The sequence below is a fragment of the Janibacter limosus NBRC 16128 genome (assembly GCF_001570985.1).
Classification (GTDB): Bacteria; Actinomycetota; Actinomycetes; order Actinomycetales; family Dermatophilaceae; genus Janibacter; species Janibacter limosus.
On sequence record NZ_BCSS01000057.1, the window covers coordinates 1 to 13,912 of the forward strand.

Here is a 13,912-nt window from a genome sequence, read left to right on the forward strand (position 1 = left end):
CCCCGCGCCGCAGCGGGCGCCCGTCGCGCCGCAGCCGGCGCCGACCGCCGATGGCCTTGTCCCGTGGCCCGGCACCCAGCCCGGGATCGAGCAGGGGCCCCTGGACCGTCCGGGTGACCCACGCATCGGCAAGTCCCGCCGCAGCGATGTCCTGGCCGCACTCCTCGTTGCTGCCGTGGCCCTGGCCACCGCGGTGCCCTCGGTCGGCCTCGCCGTCGCCGTCGCCTGGTCCTGGCTGGCCCGGACCGTTGACCGGTCGATGACTGCGACCGTGCGCCGCCGCCACCGCTACGGCCGACGCCGCAGCGACGGCGTGGCGGCAGCGGCATCCGCGCCGCTGCAGCTCGTCGGCGCCGCTCTGGCCACGGTGGTCGCTGCGCTGCTGCCGCTCGCCGTCGGAGCAGCCGGTGTGCTCGCAGCGGCTCTCGCGCAGAGCGCCGTCGACGCGCAGGGAGTGCGTCTGGATTCACCCGTGCCGCTCGCGGTGGGCTCGCTGTGCGCGCTGCTCATCGGGTGGTGGGGGCCGGGAGGTCCCAGCCTGCGTCGCGGTAGCCGCAGCCTCGTGCGCGGTGTCACCGGCCCGTCCGCGGTGCGGATGGTCGTCGTGGCCTGCTTGGTCGTCTTCGGGATCGGGGTGCTGGGTGCGCTCGCCGTCGGGGCGCTCGACGTCTCGTGGTGGCCGTCGCTCAGCTCACCGCTGCCCTCACCGGACCAGCTGCCCGGCCGATGACGACTCCGCCGCCACCTCCTCCGCACAACCCCAGGCCGCGCCGGCGGCCGGCCCGACGCACCGAGCCGCAGACGGGCGCGATCCCGCAGCACCCGCAGCCCAAGCCGCGCCGTCGGCCCACGCTGCGCGGTGAGCAGCCCACCGAGACGATCCCGCTGCGCGGTTCGCTGCGCGGCACGCCCTACCGCGACCCTCGCGTCACCCGCGCCGTCGCGGAGGAACGAGCGGCGGCGCACGCGATGGACCTCGCGCTGCGGGTCGCTGAGCTGATGCTCCGCTCCGGGTCGAGTGCGTCAGGGGTCGAGTCCGCGACCATCGCCGTCGGCGTGGCCGCGGGGCTCGAGGACCTCGACGTCGACCTGACGATGCAGTCGATGCACCTGCAGTGCCGCACGCCGTCGGGTCAGACGATCTCCCGGCTGCGGGTCGTGCGGCAGCCACGTCTGGACTTCGCCCGACTGGCGATGGTCCATGCCCTCGTCGACGACCTCGTCTCGGGCGAGATCGACCCCGAGCAGGCCGACTCCCAGCTGCGCGAGATCGCCCGCACCCCGCGGATGTGGTCGCGTTGGTTCGTGACGATGGCCGAGGGAGGTGTCGCGGGCGGCGTCGCCCTCATCCTCGGCGCGAGCCTCCCGGCCGTCGTCGTGGCCGCCGTCGCCGCCTGCGTGACGATCCTGCTGGCCGGTCTGATCGACCGGCTCAACCTGCCCGACTTCTACCTCGGCGCGATCGGCGGCGCGACCGCCACCTTGATCGCCTTTGGTTCCTATGTCCTGGGCGCCAACAACCTGCTCCCGATCTCACCAGCGGACTTCGCCTTCATCGTCGCTGGCGGGATCGTGGCGCTGCTGCCCTCTCGCACGCTCATCTCGGCGATGGAGGACGTGCTGTCCGGGTTCCCCGTGACCGGCACCGCACGCCTCTTCGCCGTCCTGCTGCACACCTTCGGACTCATCGTCGGTGTGGCGGCTGGTCTGGGGTTCTGCCTGCAGGTCGGTGGATGGCTGGATCTGGGGCTCACCCCGCCCCCGCTCGACAAGCTCGCGTGGGCCTCTGCCGGCCTGCCCCTGGTGATCGGCGGGTCGGCGGTCATCGGTCTCGCGGGTGCCGTCACGCTCCAGGGCAGCCGTCGGATGCTCGCCCCGACCGCCATCCTGTGCGCCATCGGCGTCGCGACCGCTGTCGGTCTCGTCCATGTCGGGATCGGTCGGGTGACGGCGACGGGCATCGCGGCAGCGGCCATCGGGTTCCTCGCGCGCTACATCGCGCTGCGCATGGATGCGCCGGCCCTCACGCTGTCGGTCCCCGCGTCCTTCGGCCTCTACCCCGGTCTGGGGATCTTCATCGGGCTCTACCACATGAGCTCTCCCGCGACGATCTCTGACGGGGCGGACTCCACGACCGGTCTCTTCAGCGTCCTGGCCGCGCTCGGCGTGATCATGGCGATCGCCACGGGTAACACCTTGGGCGACCGTCTCGCCGCTCCCTTCGATGCCCCTGTGGCACAACGCCGCCGAGCCACCGTGGAGCAGGACGGCGAGCGTCGTGACGAAGAGGGTTGGGACATCGTCTGACCGCTCGCTGGGCTGGTCGTGACTCTTGTTTGACCCGTCAGGTCACGAGAAGGTAACGTTCCCGACGTCCGCGAATGACGCCAGACCTTCTGGCAGCTTCACCACGAAGCCCCCTGAACCTCGTGGAAGGAATCACCACCGAATGTTCTACTCCCCCAAGCACTCCCTCGCCGAGAAGTCCTCGCCTGCCCGCCGCCGCATCGCCGGTGTCGCTGTGGCCGGTGCGTCTGTGGCTCTCGGCTCGATGGCGACCGCGCAGAGCGCGTCCGCCTCCACGAACTCCAATGTCTGGGACGCCGTCGCCGCCTGTGAGAGCGGCGGCAACTGGTCCATCAACACGGGCAACGGCTTCTACGGCGGCCTGCAGTTCACCACCCAGACCTGGCAGGGCTTCGGCGGCGGCAAGTACGCCTCCAACGCCAACCAGGCCACCAAGGCCCAGCAGATCGAGATCGCGCAGAAGGTCCTGCAGACGCAGGGTCCCGGCGCGTGGCCCGTCTGCTCGCAGAAGGCCGGCCTGACCAAGGCCAACGGTGGCGCCGGCTCGGCTCCCGCCCCGGCCCCGGCTCCGGCCCCCAAGGCGCAGGCTCCCGCCCCGGAGGCCGCCCCGGCCCCGCAGGCGCCCTCGCGCTCTGAGGTCCGCACCCCGGCCGCTGCCGGCGCTCTCGCCGTCGACGGCATCCGCGGTCCCAAGACCAACGCCGGGATCGAGTCCTGGGTCGGCGCAACCCAGGACGGCGCCCTGAGCGCGACCGACATCAAGGCCCTCCAGGCCAAGGTCGGCACTGCCCAGGACGGCATCATCGGTCCGAAGACCACGACTGCCCTGCAGTCGGTCGTCGGCGCCACGCAGGACGGCATCTGGGGTTCGCAGACCACCTCGGCCCTCCAGACCTACCTCAACGGTCGCTGAGCGACCCACGGCTGACGGGCTGGTCTTCCAGCCCATCGACCTCCTCGAAGGGGGGTTCGCACCACACGGTGCGGACCCCCCTTCGTCATGCCCCGACGCCCGCGGGAGGGGCGAGGTGAAGGTGACAGAGGGGGCAGAGTTACAGGTATGTATTTAGGTGGCAGGTGTTGTCTGTGTGACTGCTGAGTCCTTAGCGTCGCTCTCGGACCTGCACGGGGGACCCCCTGCCCGTGCTTCGCCGACACGAGGATTCATCATGTTCAGCTCCAATGACTTCCCGGACCAGCCCGTCTCCCGACGTGGCCGCCGCCTGCGCATCGCCGGTGGCGCCGTCGTCGCCGGGTCCTTGGTGGCAGGTGGCCTCGTGGTCGCCTCCGGTGCCGGTGCTGCCGACACCGTCTGGGACCGCGTCGCTGCCTGCGAGTCGACCGGCAACTGGTCGATCAACACCGGCAACGGCTACTACGGAGGCGTGCAGTTCTCCTTTCAGACGTGGAAGGGCTTCGGTGGGCAGAAGTATGCGTACACCGCGGACCGGGCCACCAAGGGTCAGCAGATCGAGATCGCGCAGGAGGTGCTCAAGGTGCAGGGCCCCGGCGCATGGCCGGTCTGCTCCCGTCGCGCCGGCCTGACCGTGGCCAACGGCCTGGCCGTCGACCCCTACACCGGGGGCGAGCGTCCGTCGCGTGGCGACGTGCGCCCGCCGGTCACCTCGACCGGTGGCAAACTGGTCGTCGACGGCATCCAGGGCCCCAAGACCAACGCTGGTATCGAGAAGTGGGGCGGTCGCCCGATGAACGGCCATCTCGACTCGGCCGACAAGCAGGCGCTGCAGCGCAAGGTCGGGTCCTCGCCCGACGGCGTGATCGGCCCGATGACGACCAAGGCCCTGCAGCGCAAGGTTGGCGCTGACGTCGACGGCGCCTGGGGCCCGCAGACCACCACGCGTCTGCAGAGCTTCCTCAACAACAACGTGCTCTGAGTCGACCACCGGCTCGATCACGACCGGGACCGCGGGCTACGATGCCGCGGTCCCGGTCTTCGTGTCCGGGACTCGCTGGCGTGGCGCAATTGGTAGCGCACCTGTCTTGTAAACAGGGGGTTGAGGGTTCAAGTCCCTTCGCCAGCTCTCTGAGCAGGGAAAACGCATCACTCATGCCCCTGCTCCTGCCCGAAGCCTCCACTTATGCCTCCACTTTCGATCTCGGCGGCGGTGTGCGGGTCGACCGCTTCGAGGGCCGCGAGCACCCGGGGGTCGGTCTCGCCACGGCCCAGGTAGACGTCCTGCGTCATCGACACCCGCGAGTGGCCGAGCTGGTCGGCGATGGTCCGAGCGGTCACGCCCGACCCGTCGAGGATGCTGGCCGTCGTCTTGCGCCAGGCGTGCGAGGTCACCCACTCCAGGTCACTGTTGACGCGGACCTCGTAGAGCCACCGGCTCACGGTGCGCGGCTCACGGAAGCCGCCGTCGATGGTGCCGAAGACAGGCTCGTCCGGACCCACCCCGACCTCAGCCCGTCGCCGCAGCATCGCCACGCACCACTGCGGAAGGGGGAGGCGACGTTGCCCCGCCGCGGACTTGGTCGTCTTGCGGATCAGGCCCTGCCCGGTCACCCGGATGAGTGTCGAGGTCACGTCCACCGCGCCCTCCTCCAGATCGACCTCGGACCACAGCACCGCGACCGCCTCACCGATCCGCAGACCCGTCGCGAGCATGAAGGCGCACAGGTCCGGCAGGTCGTGCTCGACGGCCCGAGGATCGCGGGTCACCGCCAAGAACCACGCCGCTCGCTCCTGCTCGGTCAACGCCCGAGGACGACGACGCGGTGCAGAGCTCAGACGGCGGACCTCCCGCGTGGGGTTGAAGCGGATCGCGCCCTCACGCACGGCACGACCCATCGCCCCGGAGATGATCGCCCGAGCCGTCCTCGACGTCGCCGACCCGACCCGCTCGTGCAGGTCCACCAAGAAGCGGTCCACGACCGGAGTCGTCACCTCACCGAGCCGCAGGTTCCCGAGCGCGGGGGAGACGTGCTTGCCCCACTGATAGCGGTAGGTCTGCACCGTCCCCGGCGAGCGTTCACCCATCCGCACCAGCTGGTCGAGGTCGGCCAGCCACTGCGTCACCGCTTCGGCCAAGGTGTCCCGAGCCGTCAGCCCACCGATACCCGTGGAGGCAGCATCCTCCAGAGCCGTTGTCAGTGCCCGTTGCGAGGCGCCCTGCGACGAGCCCCACCGCTCCACCCGACGCTTGCGCCCGTCGAAGCCGCGGAACCAGGCCCGGCTCTTGTACATCGGCCCCGAGTCGGCGGGCACGCGAACCGTCGAGATCGCGCCCCACTCACCCGGAGCGAGCCCCTGCCGTCCCACGACTCACGCCGCCGTCTGCTGGTCGAGCCACGCGAAGACGTCCGTCTCCTTGTAGCGCAGCAGCCGCCCGATCTTGAGCGCGGGCGGACCCTCACCCTTGCAACGCCAGTCGTAGATCGTCTGGACCGGAATCCCGAGGAACGTGGCCACCTCTTGGATCGTCCACAGCGGGTCGTGTCGATTGCACATCTGAATCCCCTTCTCTTGCTTCGCTTGTCGTGCTGCTGTCTCAGTGCGTCCGTACCTGCTCGGCGCGCCATTGGTCATAGGCACGGGCACGATCCGCTGCCGCCAGTGCCAGGGCTGTGTCCGCGTCGGTGTCCCAGCCGGTGCCGACGTAGCTCCACGAGCCGACGACGAGGGTGGTCTCCTCCTCGTCATCCGCGATGAGGTCGGCGAAGTCGAGGACCGGCATCTCACGGTCCTCACGGGCGCAGTCCGCGGCGATCCGTTGCCAGCGCTGTCGCGCCCGACGAAGGGCGCCGAGCGTGATCGAGTACCGCCGCGACTTGCTGGAGAAGTGCCCGCGGAAGCCGAGCATGTGCACCCACTTGTGCATCAGCTCGTACTCATCGCCTGCCACGCGCTCGTCGGCGAGGTCATCGATGGTGCCCCGCAGGCGTCGGTAGTGCCCGCACTCACGTCGGGGGTCGGTGGTGTCCGAGGCCGATTTGGTGGCGTACTTCGCGAGGTATCCCGCGACCTGCTCGCCCACCAGAGGAGCGTCTGGGTCGTCCCCTCGGGTCGCGGTCACGGGTCGGGCGTCGACCTGGGCACCGAAGCGCAGTGTCCCGGCGAGGTGACCTGCGCAGGGCGGAGCCTCAAACCGGACGCGAGCGGCTGCCTCCTCGAGGAACCCGGCCAGGACCCGAGGCGAGATCGATGCCGGAGCTGCCGCGTAGCCCGCATCGCTCTTCGGGCCGTCGAGGCGCACCAGTGCGTGGAAGTGGACCACGCCGCGGGCTTGGTACTCGGCGACCTTGGCGTACTGCAAGGTCGCGACCTCACGCAGCCGCGAGTCCGGGACGCCCAGCGCTTGGGCGATCACCCGGCGCGTCGTGATGGTGAAGCGGCGCCACAGCTCCGGAGCCCACCACTGCCAGATGGCGTGCGCCGTGTAGTCGTAGCAGTCCGGGCAGATCGGTGTCCCCACCGTGGTGTCGTCGCTCTCGTGCGCCTGCCAGCACGCCACCGGACGACCGTGCTCGCACACCGCGTGCCCATCACGAGGACGGCAGCGCTGCCCTCCCTTCGCCGTGTGGACCGGACCGAAGGACGGAGCGGTCAGGGTCAGGAAGACCAGCGGGTTGCTGCTGACGTGCTCCGGCACGCTCTTGCCGCCGACGACCCCGGCCCGGATCATCTCGAAGGTGTCGCGGGCGTAGATCCGCGAGCACGCCGGGCAGACGCTCGCACGCCGGTTGCCGCACCGCACGTACGTCACCCCGAAGGGCTCGTGAGCCGAGGAGTAGCTGGAGACCACCTCACCCGTGGTCCGATCCACGCGAGACGAGGAGCCGACCAACTTGATCGGGTGCGCGCAGTGCCCCACCCGAGAGGCCGCATCGGCCCACGCATTGAAGGTGCCACCCAGCACGCGGTCCATGAGCCCTTGCCGAGCAGCGGGACCGAGACCGTCGAGGTCGAGCGGTGCCGCGTCGCTGTAGCCGGGGAACCCGCGGGGTGAGCGTTGCTGCATCAGAGGTCGCCTGCCGCCCCACGCACGCTCACGCAGTCCAGGCACAGGAGGTGGTCGCGACCGTTGCCGATCACGTAGGACCAGCCCTCGCACAAGGTCGTCGCCGCGGCGATGGCGTCCGAGGTCGTGGGGAAGACCACGCGGGCATCGAAGCGCCGCACGAAGACCGTCCCGCACTCGTCGCACGCGACCGCAGCACCCCGACCCAACGTCGAGCGAAGGGGGAGCACCTGCGCCGGGGCAGCGGCCAGCATCCAACTCATGCCGTCTCACCCAGTTCCAGCCCCGGCAGGGTCATGCCTGCCCAGTCGAGGGGGCGAGCGATCAGCCGCAGCTCTTCGCGGTCACAGTCCGTGGTCCCGCCCCACACGCCCTCCTCGTGCCAGGTCAGCGCGTATTCGCGACACATGAACCGCAGCGGGCACGACGCGCAGACCCGCAGCGCCTTGTCAGCGTCGTCCTGGCCCCGCTCGGGGAACCACCAATCCGGGTGCGGGTGGCGCACACACGCACCGTGGCTGTTGAGCGTGGCCAGCGTGCGCGTCGCAGCGCGAGAGCGATCATTTGGCAACATCACGAACCCCTTTCAGTGAAATGACGTGGTGCTCGGTCGAGGTCTCTTCGAGGGGAGGCATCCAGCGCTTCGCAGCCGGGAAGCGGGCCGCAGTCGCCTTGATGAGCGAGTCAGGCCAGAAGTGCGCCCGCACCCGCGCCACCGTTCCCTCCTCGGTGACGAGATAGCCAGCACCGCGCAGGTCGTCGGGGATGCGGTGAGCCGGTGCCTCGTCCGTCATGCCAGCGCCCAGGACCATGCCCACCTCTTCGGCGCTCTGCAGGCGCAGGGCCACGGTCTGCGTGAACAGGCCACGCATCGGGACCGTTTCCTTCTTCGGGTCCTGCACGAAGGCGACGACCACGACACCCATGGCGCGACCCTGCGTCAGGATCTCGGCGAGGAGGCGGTTGCCTTCCTTCTTCACCCCGGCGTCGGCGTACGCGGTCAACGCCGCGAGTTCGTCGATGACGAGGACATGCAGCGGGTCGCCCGGTCGCGGGTGGTGCAGGCGGGAGCGACCGACCATCGTCGCTGCGCGCTCGTCGATGATTTTCAACAGGTCGCGCAGCACCTCCACGGCCTGCTCGGGCTGGTACGCGGTGCGGTACATCAGTCCGTCGCCCATCGCGATCTCCACACCGCGCTTGAGGTCCACGCCGTGCACCCGCACCGTGTCCTGCACGATCCACGTGCCAAGTGGAGCCACCGCGCCCCAGAGCACCGAACCCTTGCCCGAACCGGAGCGCCCGGCGACGAGGGTGTGTTTGCCGACCAGCGACAGGCGCCACGGCTCGCCCGAGTCTTCGCGACCAACCTCGACCGGTTCCAAAGGCGTGCCCAGGTCGCGGTCCTGCGGCAGCGTGGCCGTCCTCGTCGCGGCCAGAGCGTCGAGCATCGTGAACCGGATCGAGGCCACCGAAGGGGAGACGACCGACGCCCGAAAGGCAGAGGCGCCGAAGTCAGCCGCGAACTTCTCAGCCGCCGCAACGATCTCCGAAGAGGCCTGCCCCCGACGTGCCCGGATTCGGGCGATGATCACGCCCCCGTGAGAGGTCACGGCCAGCAGCTCGGGATCGACCCACGACTTCGCCTTGCCGGAACCCACCTCGCGGGACAGACCAGAAGCACGAGCGACGTAGGCGAAATCTGCCCGCACCCACCGCCGACAGAACCACGCCACGACCTGATTCGGGTACCGGACCGACACCACGAGAGCCGCGGCCAGGACGGCAGCGGCAACCGCTCCAACCACGTTGCCCAGGACGTGCAGCTGCCCCGCCAGCACGGCGACCCACGAGGTGTCCCACGGCCCAACCGGGAGGACGTCGAAGGAGACCCGCGTCGGGGCCGCGCCAGCCAGCCACCCCGACAGGTGCAAACCAGCACATGCCGCGAGGAGTCGCCAGACCACGGGGCCAGCCGCCCGGACCGCGAGGACAACCCCACGGACCAGGCGACGGACCCACCACGGCAGGGCAGTCATCACGCAGCCGCCGACTCCGAGCGACCCGATGCCACAGGCTTCACGCCCTTGCCCGGAGCGACCATCCCGTCAGCCCGGTAGGACCACGCCAGCCGAGGCCGAACGCCGTTGTCATCCACGTACGGCAACGCCGTCAGACCCACGAACTCCACCGGAGTCCACGGAAAGGGCGTCGAGTTGTCCGGAGGCACCGGCTGCACCTTCGCCGCGATCTTGATCGAGATCGCCGTCTCCTTCTTACCGGCCTCCTCGTCCGCGTCCAGGATCACCACCTGCCACAACGGAAGACCCGTGTCCTTGTCCAGCTGCTGCGGCCTCGACCCATCCGAGCGCTTGTCCGCATCGAAGTCCCCGACCGGCTCCACACCCCCCTTCAAGAACGCACCTGCGGGGAAGACATCCGCGTGACCGACTGGGAAACGACGCTGCATCGCCATGACTTGCTCCTCTCGATGGACACTGGCTTAAGCCAGCCAGTGACTCGACGCTACAACTGGCTCAAGCCAGTGTCAACAGGTGGCTTAAGCCAGGCCCTACACTGGGAAGATGGATGCAAAGAAGGTGTCGCCCCAGGGACTTGGGACGGCAAGTCGGCAAGTGGCTGCCGCGTTGAGGGCTGCCATCGAGTCGGGCGAGTTCCAGCCGGGGGATCGGCTCCCGTCCGAGCGCGTGCTGGCGTCAGACCACGGGGTTGCTCGCAACACTGCTCGGGAGGCGGTCCGGCAGCTCGCAGAGGCTGGTCTCGTCACTGCGCATCACGGCAAGGGCGTCTTTGTCCGGGCCGAGCCCCGCCTGATGCGGTTCGGTCAGTGGCGCTACTCAAAGAAACTGCGCGAGGAGACCGGCGTCTCTCCCTTCCACGCCGAGGTGATCGCCCAGGATCGAGTCCCCAATGCCTTCCTGAAGGAGATCGGGCGCGTTGTGCCGCCGCCCGAGATCGCCGAGCGCTTGGGTGTGAGTCCAGATGAAGCCACCGTTGTGCGTCGGGAGAACTGGTACTTCGCCGACGATGAGCCGATGCAGATCGGCGTCACATACGTCCCGTGGTCGATTGCCGACGGAACGGAGCTGGCGAAGGGGGACGGCCTCGGCAAGGGCGACCTCTACGCAAGGTTCGGCGAACTCGGACACGAGATCACCTACACCCGCGAGGAAGTCACGGCGCGCATGCCGACGCTGGACGAGGCTGACGGCCTCAGGCTCCCCGAGGGGGTGCCCGTACTTGTCGTGCTCCACACCGGGTTGGACCAAAACCGGAAGCCCTTCGAGGTCACGCAGTTCATCATGCGCGCCGACTATTCCGGCCTCGACTACACGATGAAGGTGGACGAATGAGCGATGTAGAGATTCGCCCGACAACTCCTGCTGATCTCAACCCTTTGGCCGACGTTCTGGTTCAGGTCCACGCGGTGGATGGCTATCCCGTCGAGGGCGTCGATGACCCCCGAGCATGGGTGGAGCTGCCGGACTCACTTGGCCAATGGACCGCCCTCCTCGGCGGCACGCCGACGGGACACGTGGCGCTCACAAGATGTACTGAAGGCGATCCTGCCGTGTCACATTATTTGGCCCAAGGAGGGAGCCGATGCGCTCAATTTGCTGCTGTCTCTCGCCTCTTTGTTGATAAAAACTCCAGGGGGAAATCACTGGCGTCGCGTCTGATGGACGCCGCCGAGTCAAAGGCCCGTGAAGAGGGATTGCAACTGATTCTCCAGGTTATGGCGAAGGATCGACAGGCTGTAAGAATGTACGAGTCTAGAGGGTGGCGATTCCTAGGGAAATTCGATCACGCAACGCCAGATGGTGGTCGATTTCCTGCCCTTGCTTACTGTCTTCCCGGTATCGAACAAGCGGAGCGGCCGAATCGGGGACCTAGGCCATGACCAAGCCACGCACCCCAGGGGCGGCGGAGAGTTTGCCCGAAGGGGGGGCTGAGACCAAAAATTACGCCGTTTGTTCGCGAGATGACGCTGCTCAGGAAGGCGAAACGGCAAGTGAGGAAGGCGACGCTCCACCGCCCACTACTTCCGCGAGGGATTTGCGTTCCGAGGAAGATGCAATCCGTCGAATCGTCCGCGAAGGGCGCGAGATTGTGCCGGACCCCGGGCAGCGCTGGACGAGGTGGTACGACATCCCCTACCTCATACTGTCGGGAGTCTCGAGGCTGAGGGTGCGAGGGAAGCGGGTGCCATGGCGCATCCGCCGGCAGTTGCAAATTTGGTCACGGCATATCTGGACGTACAACAACTTCGACCGAATCAAGGCACACCCAGCCGATGACCGCACTAAGCCGCTTCTGGTCCCCGAAGGTGAAGAGTTTGCCCATGGCGGCATATGGGTCACGGAGTTCTTTCCGCCAAGTATGTATTCCCAACTTCAAGAAAGTGTCCGACGCAATGGCTGGGAGTCTGACTACTACGGTTTCGGTGAGTCGACTAAGGGCGAGCAGATTAGACGAGCACGTCAAGGAAGAGGCTTCGCATGGGCTCGCATCGCGACGGTAACTAGTCCTGAAGCCAATTTCGTCGGAGTTGGACTTCGCCAACCTATCCCTGTCGAGTTCTCGTTAATTGACGTTTCGGTTCGTCAGATCGGGCGCAGCCTCACGGCGGTAGTCGCATTCGTTCGCCTGAGTGACGTCGGTCGCACCCAAGTAGACTCTGTCTGGAAGCAAGAGCATGAGCCTAAACTTGTGCGATACCAGACGGGGCCGAGTGTGGAGGGGCGGTACTTCGCTGCTCTTATTTCCACCCAATCCGAGCGTGAGCGAATGCATGATCTAGCACGCAAGTGGTTATCGGAAAACTGTGCTGGCTATTTCGCGGCCAGCGACTTGGGACAGCCAGTCGTCGATTACGGACTGTTCTCCAAGTTCGACCCGATTAGCGAAGTTTCACGCCAAGGCAACGGGGATCCATTGCGCATGCTAGGCCTGGAAAGTGTGAGTTTCGGCCACTACTTGTCGCCGCAAGTGCCTGGCGTGGCGTTCGAGCCAGGCCATCCGCTCAGGGTTTCGTTAAGCGAACGCCTGCGAAACTCTTGGGGCCTTGTTGGCAATCTGTCAAAGGTGCGGGAGGCGAACCGTGATCAAGTTGGTTATGGAGAGCACCCTTTTAGTGTGGACACTCTCGCAGGCATGTCCGACGATGCGGTTCGAGCATTTCTTCTTCGAGTTGCAGCCTTTCGCTATGTGCGCAGCTTGGGTGAGGTGTTGGGGGAGTCCAGAGACTCGGCGCGCAGCAAGCACCTAAAGTTTTCGCCCAAATCCATGGAAGCCCTTCGCGGAGAAATGCTTCTCAATAGCCTAGACATCCCCGTTGTGGCCCGTGACGTCCAATCTCTCGTTGATGGATCGGACTGGTGGCCCGAGGGAATCGTCGTAAGTGCCGAGATAGATGACCCAGAGGGTGGGGTTAAGACCATTAATCTCATCGACAACATGGGCAAGGAAGTCAGCCATCAGCTCGAATTGCTCCAAGCAGAGGACGCTGCTTATCGCGACGTCCTTGCGAGTGCCGCGTCTTTGGGGGCGAGCGCGTCACAAGGTCGCCAATCGCGCTACGCGTTAGCACTAGCAGGCCTGTCACTGATCGTGGCGCTGGCAACGTTGGCTGTCGCCACGGGTGACCCCGCCCTTTGGGAGGTACTCCGAGACACCATCTTGGGCGGCTGAGTCTGCGGGCTGAGTGTGCGACAGACGTCGAGCACATGACTGATCGTGGATCACGGGGCTGGACTCGGCATCAATAGATTGGCCACGTGCATCTGGACAGCCACGATGAAGCGTCCCACTCTCACCGAATCGGGGCGCTTTGTTATGCCCGGCTCGACCAACCTCTCCGGTCAGTACACCTAGCGCATGCATCGCGGCTGCTGATAGACCTTGCCCCATGAAGCCCGCTCTCGCCCTCGTCGCACTGCTCGTCCTCGCCGGGTGCAGCAGTGCCGAGCCGCAGGCAGCGCCGACGGCAACGCACACCGAGACGACGGAAGCCACGACGACGAGCTCCACCACCGAGCCAGACTCCACCAAGGTCACGGTCGACGGAGTTGCCCTCGACCGCGACAACTGGAGCGACCGCTTCGTCCTGGAGAACAAGCAGTGGCTGCGCTACGTCGTATCCATCAAGGCCGACGACGACGCCAGTGAGTACGTGGTAACGAGCACCCTTGAGAGGCCCCACCAGTCCAGCAAGGCCATGGAGATGTGCGAGGACTTCAAGGTGATGGTTGAGGGCGAAGGGCACGATGCGCCTCGCATCGAGATATACGGCGACGGCGGAGTCCTCCTGACCCGTGTCGGCTACAGCACAACCCGCGACGGGTGCCTTCGCCTCTGACGGACGGCACCAAGGTGATGAGCACTTGGCCGGGGATACCAACCGCCCACCCCGCAACCCAAGTACCGGATGCCCGAACTTCTGGCCTACCGACGACAACTTGTCGACCAACTAGAAAGCTCTGGACGATGGTCACTCTGGCCGACGGAGGGGGGGGCGGAATTCCTAGTCCGATCCGACAGAAGCGCGGCCCCTCATCGTGAGAACTTTCTCTACTGACTCAAGCGCGCCTCCGGCGCGAGCC

The 13,912-nt window shown here is 67.2% G+C and carries 14 protein-coding genes, 1 tRNA gene and 1 pseudogene; 9 read left to right on the top strand and 7 right to left on the bottom strand.

The window, feature by feature from the left end:
* From JLI01S_RS17195 to JLI01S_RS15285, 5 genes and pseudogenes are all read left to right on the top strand, one after another.
* Positions 1 to 730: pseudogene (locus JLI01S_RS17195) on the top strand (hypothetical protein); the annotation flags it as partial.
* Positions 727 to 2,307 (top strand): threonine/serine exporter family protein, encoded by a 1,581-nt coding sequence (locus JLI01S_RS15270; protein ID WP_157075001.1) that lies wholly within the window; start codon positions 727 to 729, stop codon positions 2,305 to 2,307. The pseudogene JLI01S_RS17195 and the gene JLI01S_RS15270, both read left to right, overlap by 4 nt.
* Before the next feature lie 142 nt (positions 2,308 to 2,449).
* The gene (locus tag JLI01S_RS15275; RefSeq protein WP_068266207.1) at positions 2,450 to 3,220 is read left to right on the top strand and encodes a transglycosylase family protein; all 771 of its coding nucleotides are present in this window, start codon (positions 2,450 to 2,452) and stop codon (positions 3,218 to 3,220) included.
* Between the two features lie 256 nt (positions 3,221 to 3,476).
* A complete protein-coding gene (locus JLI01S_RS17680) occupies positions 3,477 to 4,202 on the top strand; it encodes a transglycosylase family protein (RefSeq protein ID WP_068266209.1) in 726 nt (241 codons plus the stop codon).
* A 74-nt stretch (positions 4,203 to 4,276) separates the two neighbouring features.
* Positions 4,277 to 4,349, top strand: a tRNA-Thr gene (locus JLI01S_RS15285).
* Positions 4,350 to 4,369: 20 nt separating this feature from the next.
* On the opposite strand, the gene JLI01S_RS15290 is transcribed toward JLI01S_RS15285, so the two are convergent.
* From JLI01S_RS15290 to JLI01S_RS15320, 7 genes are all read right to left on the bottom strand, one after another.
* Positions 4,370 to 5,590, bottom strand: a complete 1,221-nt coding sequence (locus JLI01S_RS15290; RefSeq protein ID WP_068266211.1) for a tyrosine-type recombinase/integrase — start codon at positions 5,588 to 5,590, stop codon at positions 4,370 to 4,372.
* A gap of 3 nt (positions 5,591 to 5,593) precedes the next feature.
* Positions 5,594 to 5,779 carry a helix-turn-helix transcriptional regulator gene (locus tag JLI01S_RS15295; protein WP_068266213.1) on the bottom strand — a complete coding sequence of 62 codons (186 nt, stop codon included), beginning with the start codon at positions 5,777 to 5,779 and terminating at the stop codon, positions 5,594 to 5,596.
* Positions 5,780 to 5,819: 40 nt separating this feature from the next.
* Positions 5,820 to 7,289: a replication initiator gene (locus tag JLI01S_RS15300; protein ID WP_068266215.1), complete on the bottom strand. Its 1,470-nt coding sequence runs from the start codon at positions 7,287 to 7,289 to the stop codon at positions 5,820 to 5,822.
* A complete protein-coding gene (locus JLI01S_RS15305; RefSeq protein ID WP_084349491.1) occupies positions 7,289 to 7,552 on the bottom strand; it encodes a hypothetical protein in 264 nt (87 codons plus the stop codon). The genes JLI01S_RS15300 and JLI01S_RS15305 overlap by 1 nt, the downstream gene beginning before the upstream one ends.
* Complete coding sequence (locus JLI01S_RS15310; RefSeq protein ID WP_068266221.1) at positions 7,549 to 7,794, bottom strand: WhiB family transcriptional regulator; 246 nt, start codon at positions 7,792 to 7,794, stop codon at positions 7,549 to 7,551. The genes JLI01S_RS15305 and JLI01S_RS15310 overlap by 4 nt, the downstream gene beginning before the upstream one ends.
* A gap of 55 nt (positions 7,795 to 7,849) precedes the next feature.
* Positions 7,850 to 8,950, bottom strand: a complete 1,101-nt coding sequence (locus tag JLI01S_RS15315) for a P-loop NTPase family protein (RefSeq protein WP_169797349.1) — start codon at positions 8,948 to 8,950, stop codon at positions 7,850 to 7,852.
* Between the two features lie 377 nt (positions 8,951 to 9,327).
* The gene (locus JLI01S_RS15320; protein WP_068266225.1) at positions 9,328 to 9,765 is read right to left on the bottom strand and encodes a plasmid replication, integration and excision activator; all 438 of its coding nucleotides are present in this window, start codon (positions 9,763 to 9,765) and stop codon (positions 9,328 to 9,330) included.
* A gap of 109 nt (positions 9,766 to 9,874) precedes the next feature.
* On the opposite strand from JLI01S_RS15320, the gene JLI01S_RS15325 reads away from it, so the two are divergent.
* The 4 genes from JLI01S_RS15325 to JLI01S_RS15330 all read left to right on the top strand — a co-directional run bounded on the left by JLI01S_RS15325 (position 9,875) and on the right by JLI01S_RS15330 (position 13,668).
* On the top strand, positions 9,875 to 10,663 hold the full coding sequence (locus tag JLI01S_RS15325; RefSeq protein ID WP_068266228.1) for a GntR family transcriptional regulator: 789 nt from the start codon (positions 9,875 to 9,877) through the stop codon (positions 10,661 to 10,663).
* Complete coding sequence (locus JLI01S_RS17760) at positions 10,660 to 11,211, top strand: GNAT family N-acetyltransferase (protein ID WP_084349494.1); 552 nt, start codon at positions 10,660 to 10,662, stop codon at positions 11,209 to 11,211. Before JLI01S_RS15325 ends, JLI01S_RS17760 begins: the two co-directional genes overlap by 4 nt.
* A 302-nt stretch (positions 11,212 to 11,513) precedes the next feature.
* Positions 11,514 to 13,001: a hypothetical protein gene (locus JLI01S_RS17070; protein WP_157075003.1), complete on the top strand. Its 1,488-nt coding sequence runs from the start codon at positions 11,514 to 11,516 to the stop codon at positions 12,999 to 13,001.
* A gap of 217 nt (positions 13,002 to 13,218) precedes the next feature.
* A complete protein-coding gene (locus JLI01S_RS15330; protein ID WP_068266230.1) occupies positions 13,219 to 13,668 on the top strand; it encodes a hypothetical protein in 450 nt (149 codons plus the stop codon).
* Positions 13,669 to 13,912 lie beyond the last annotated feature (244 nt).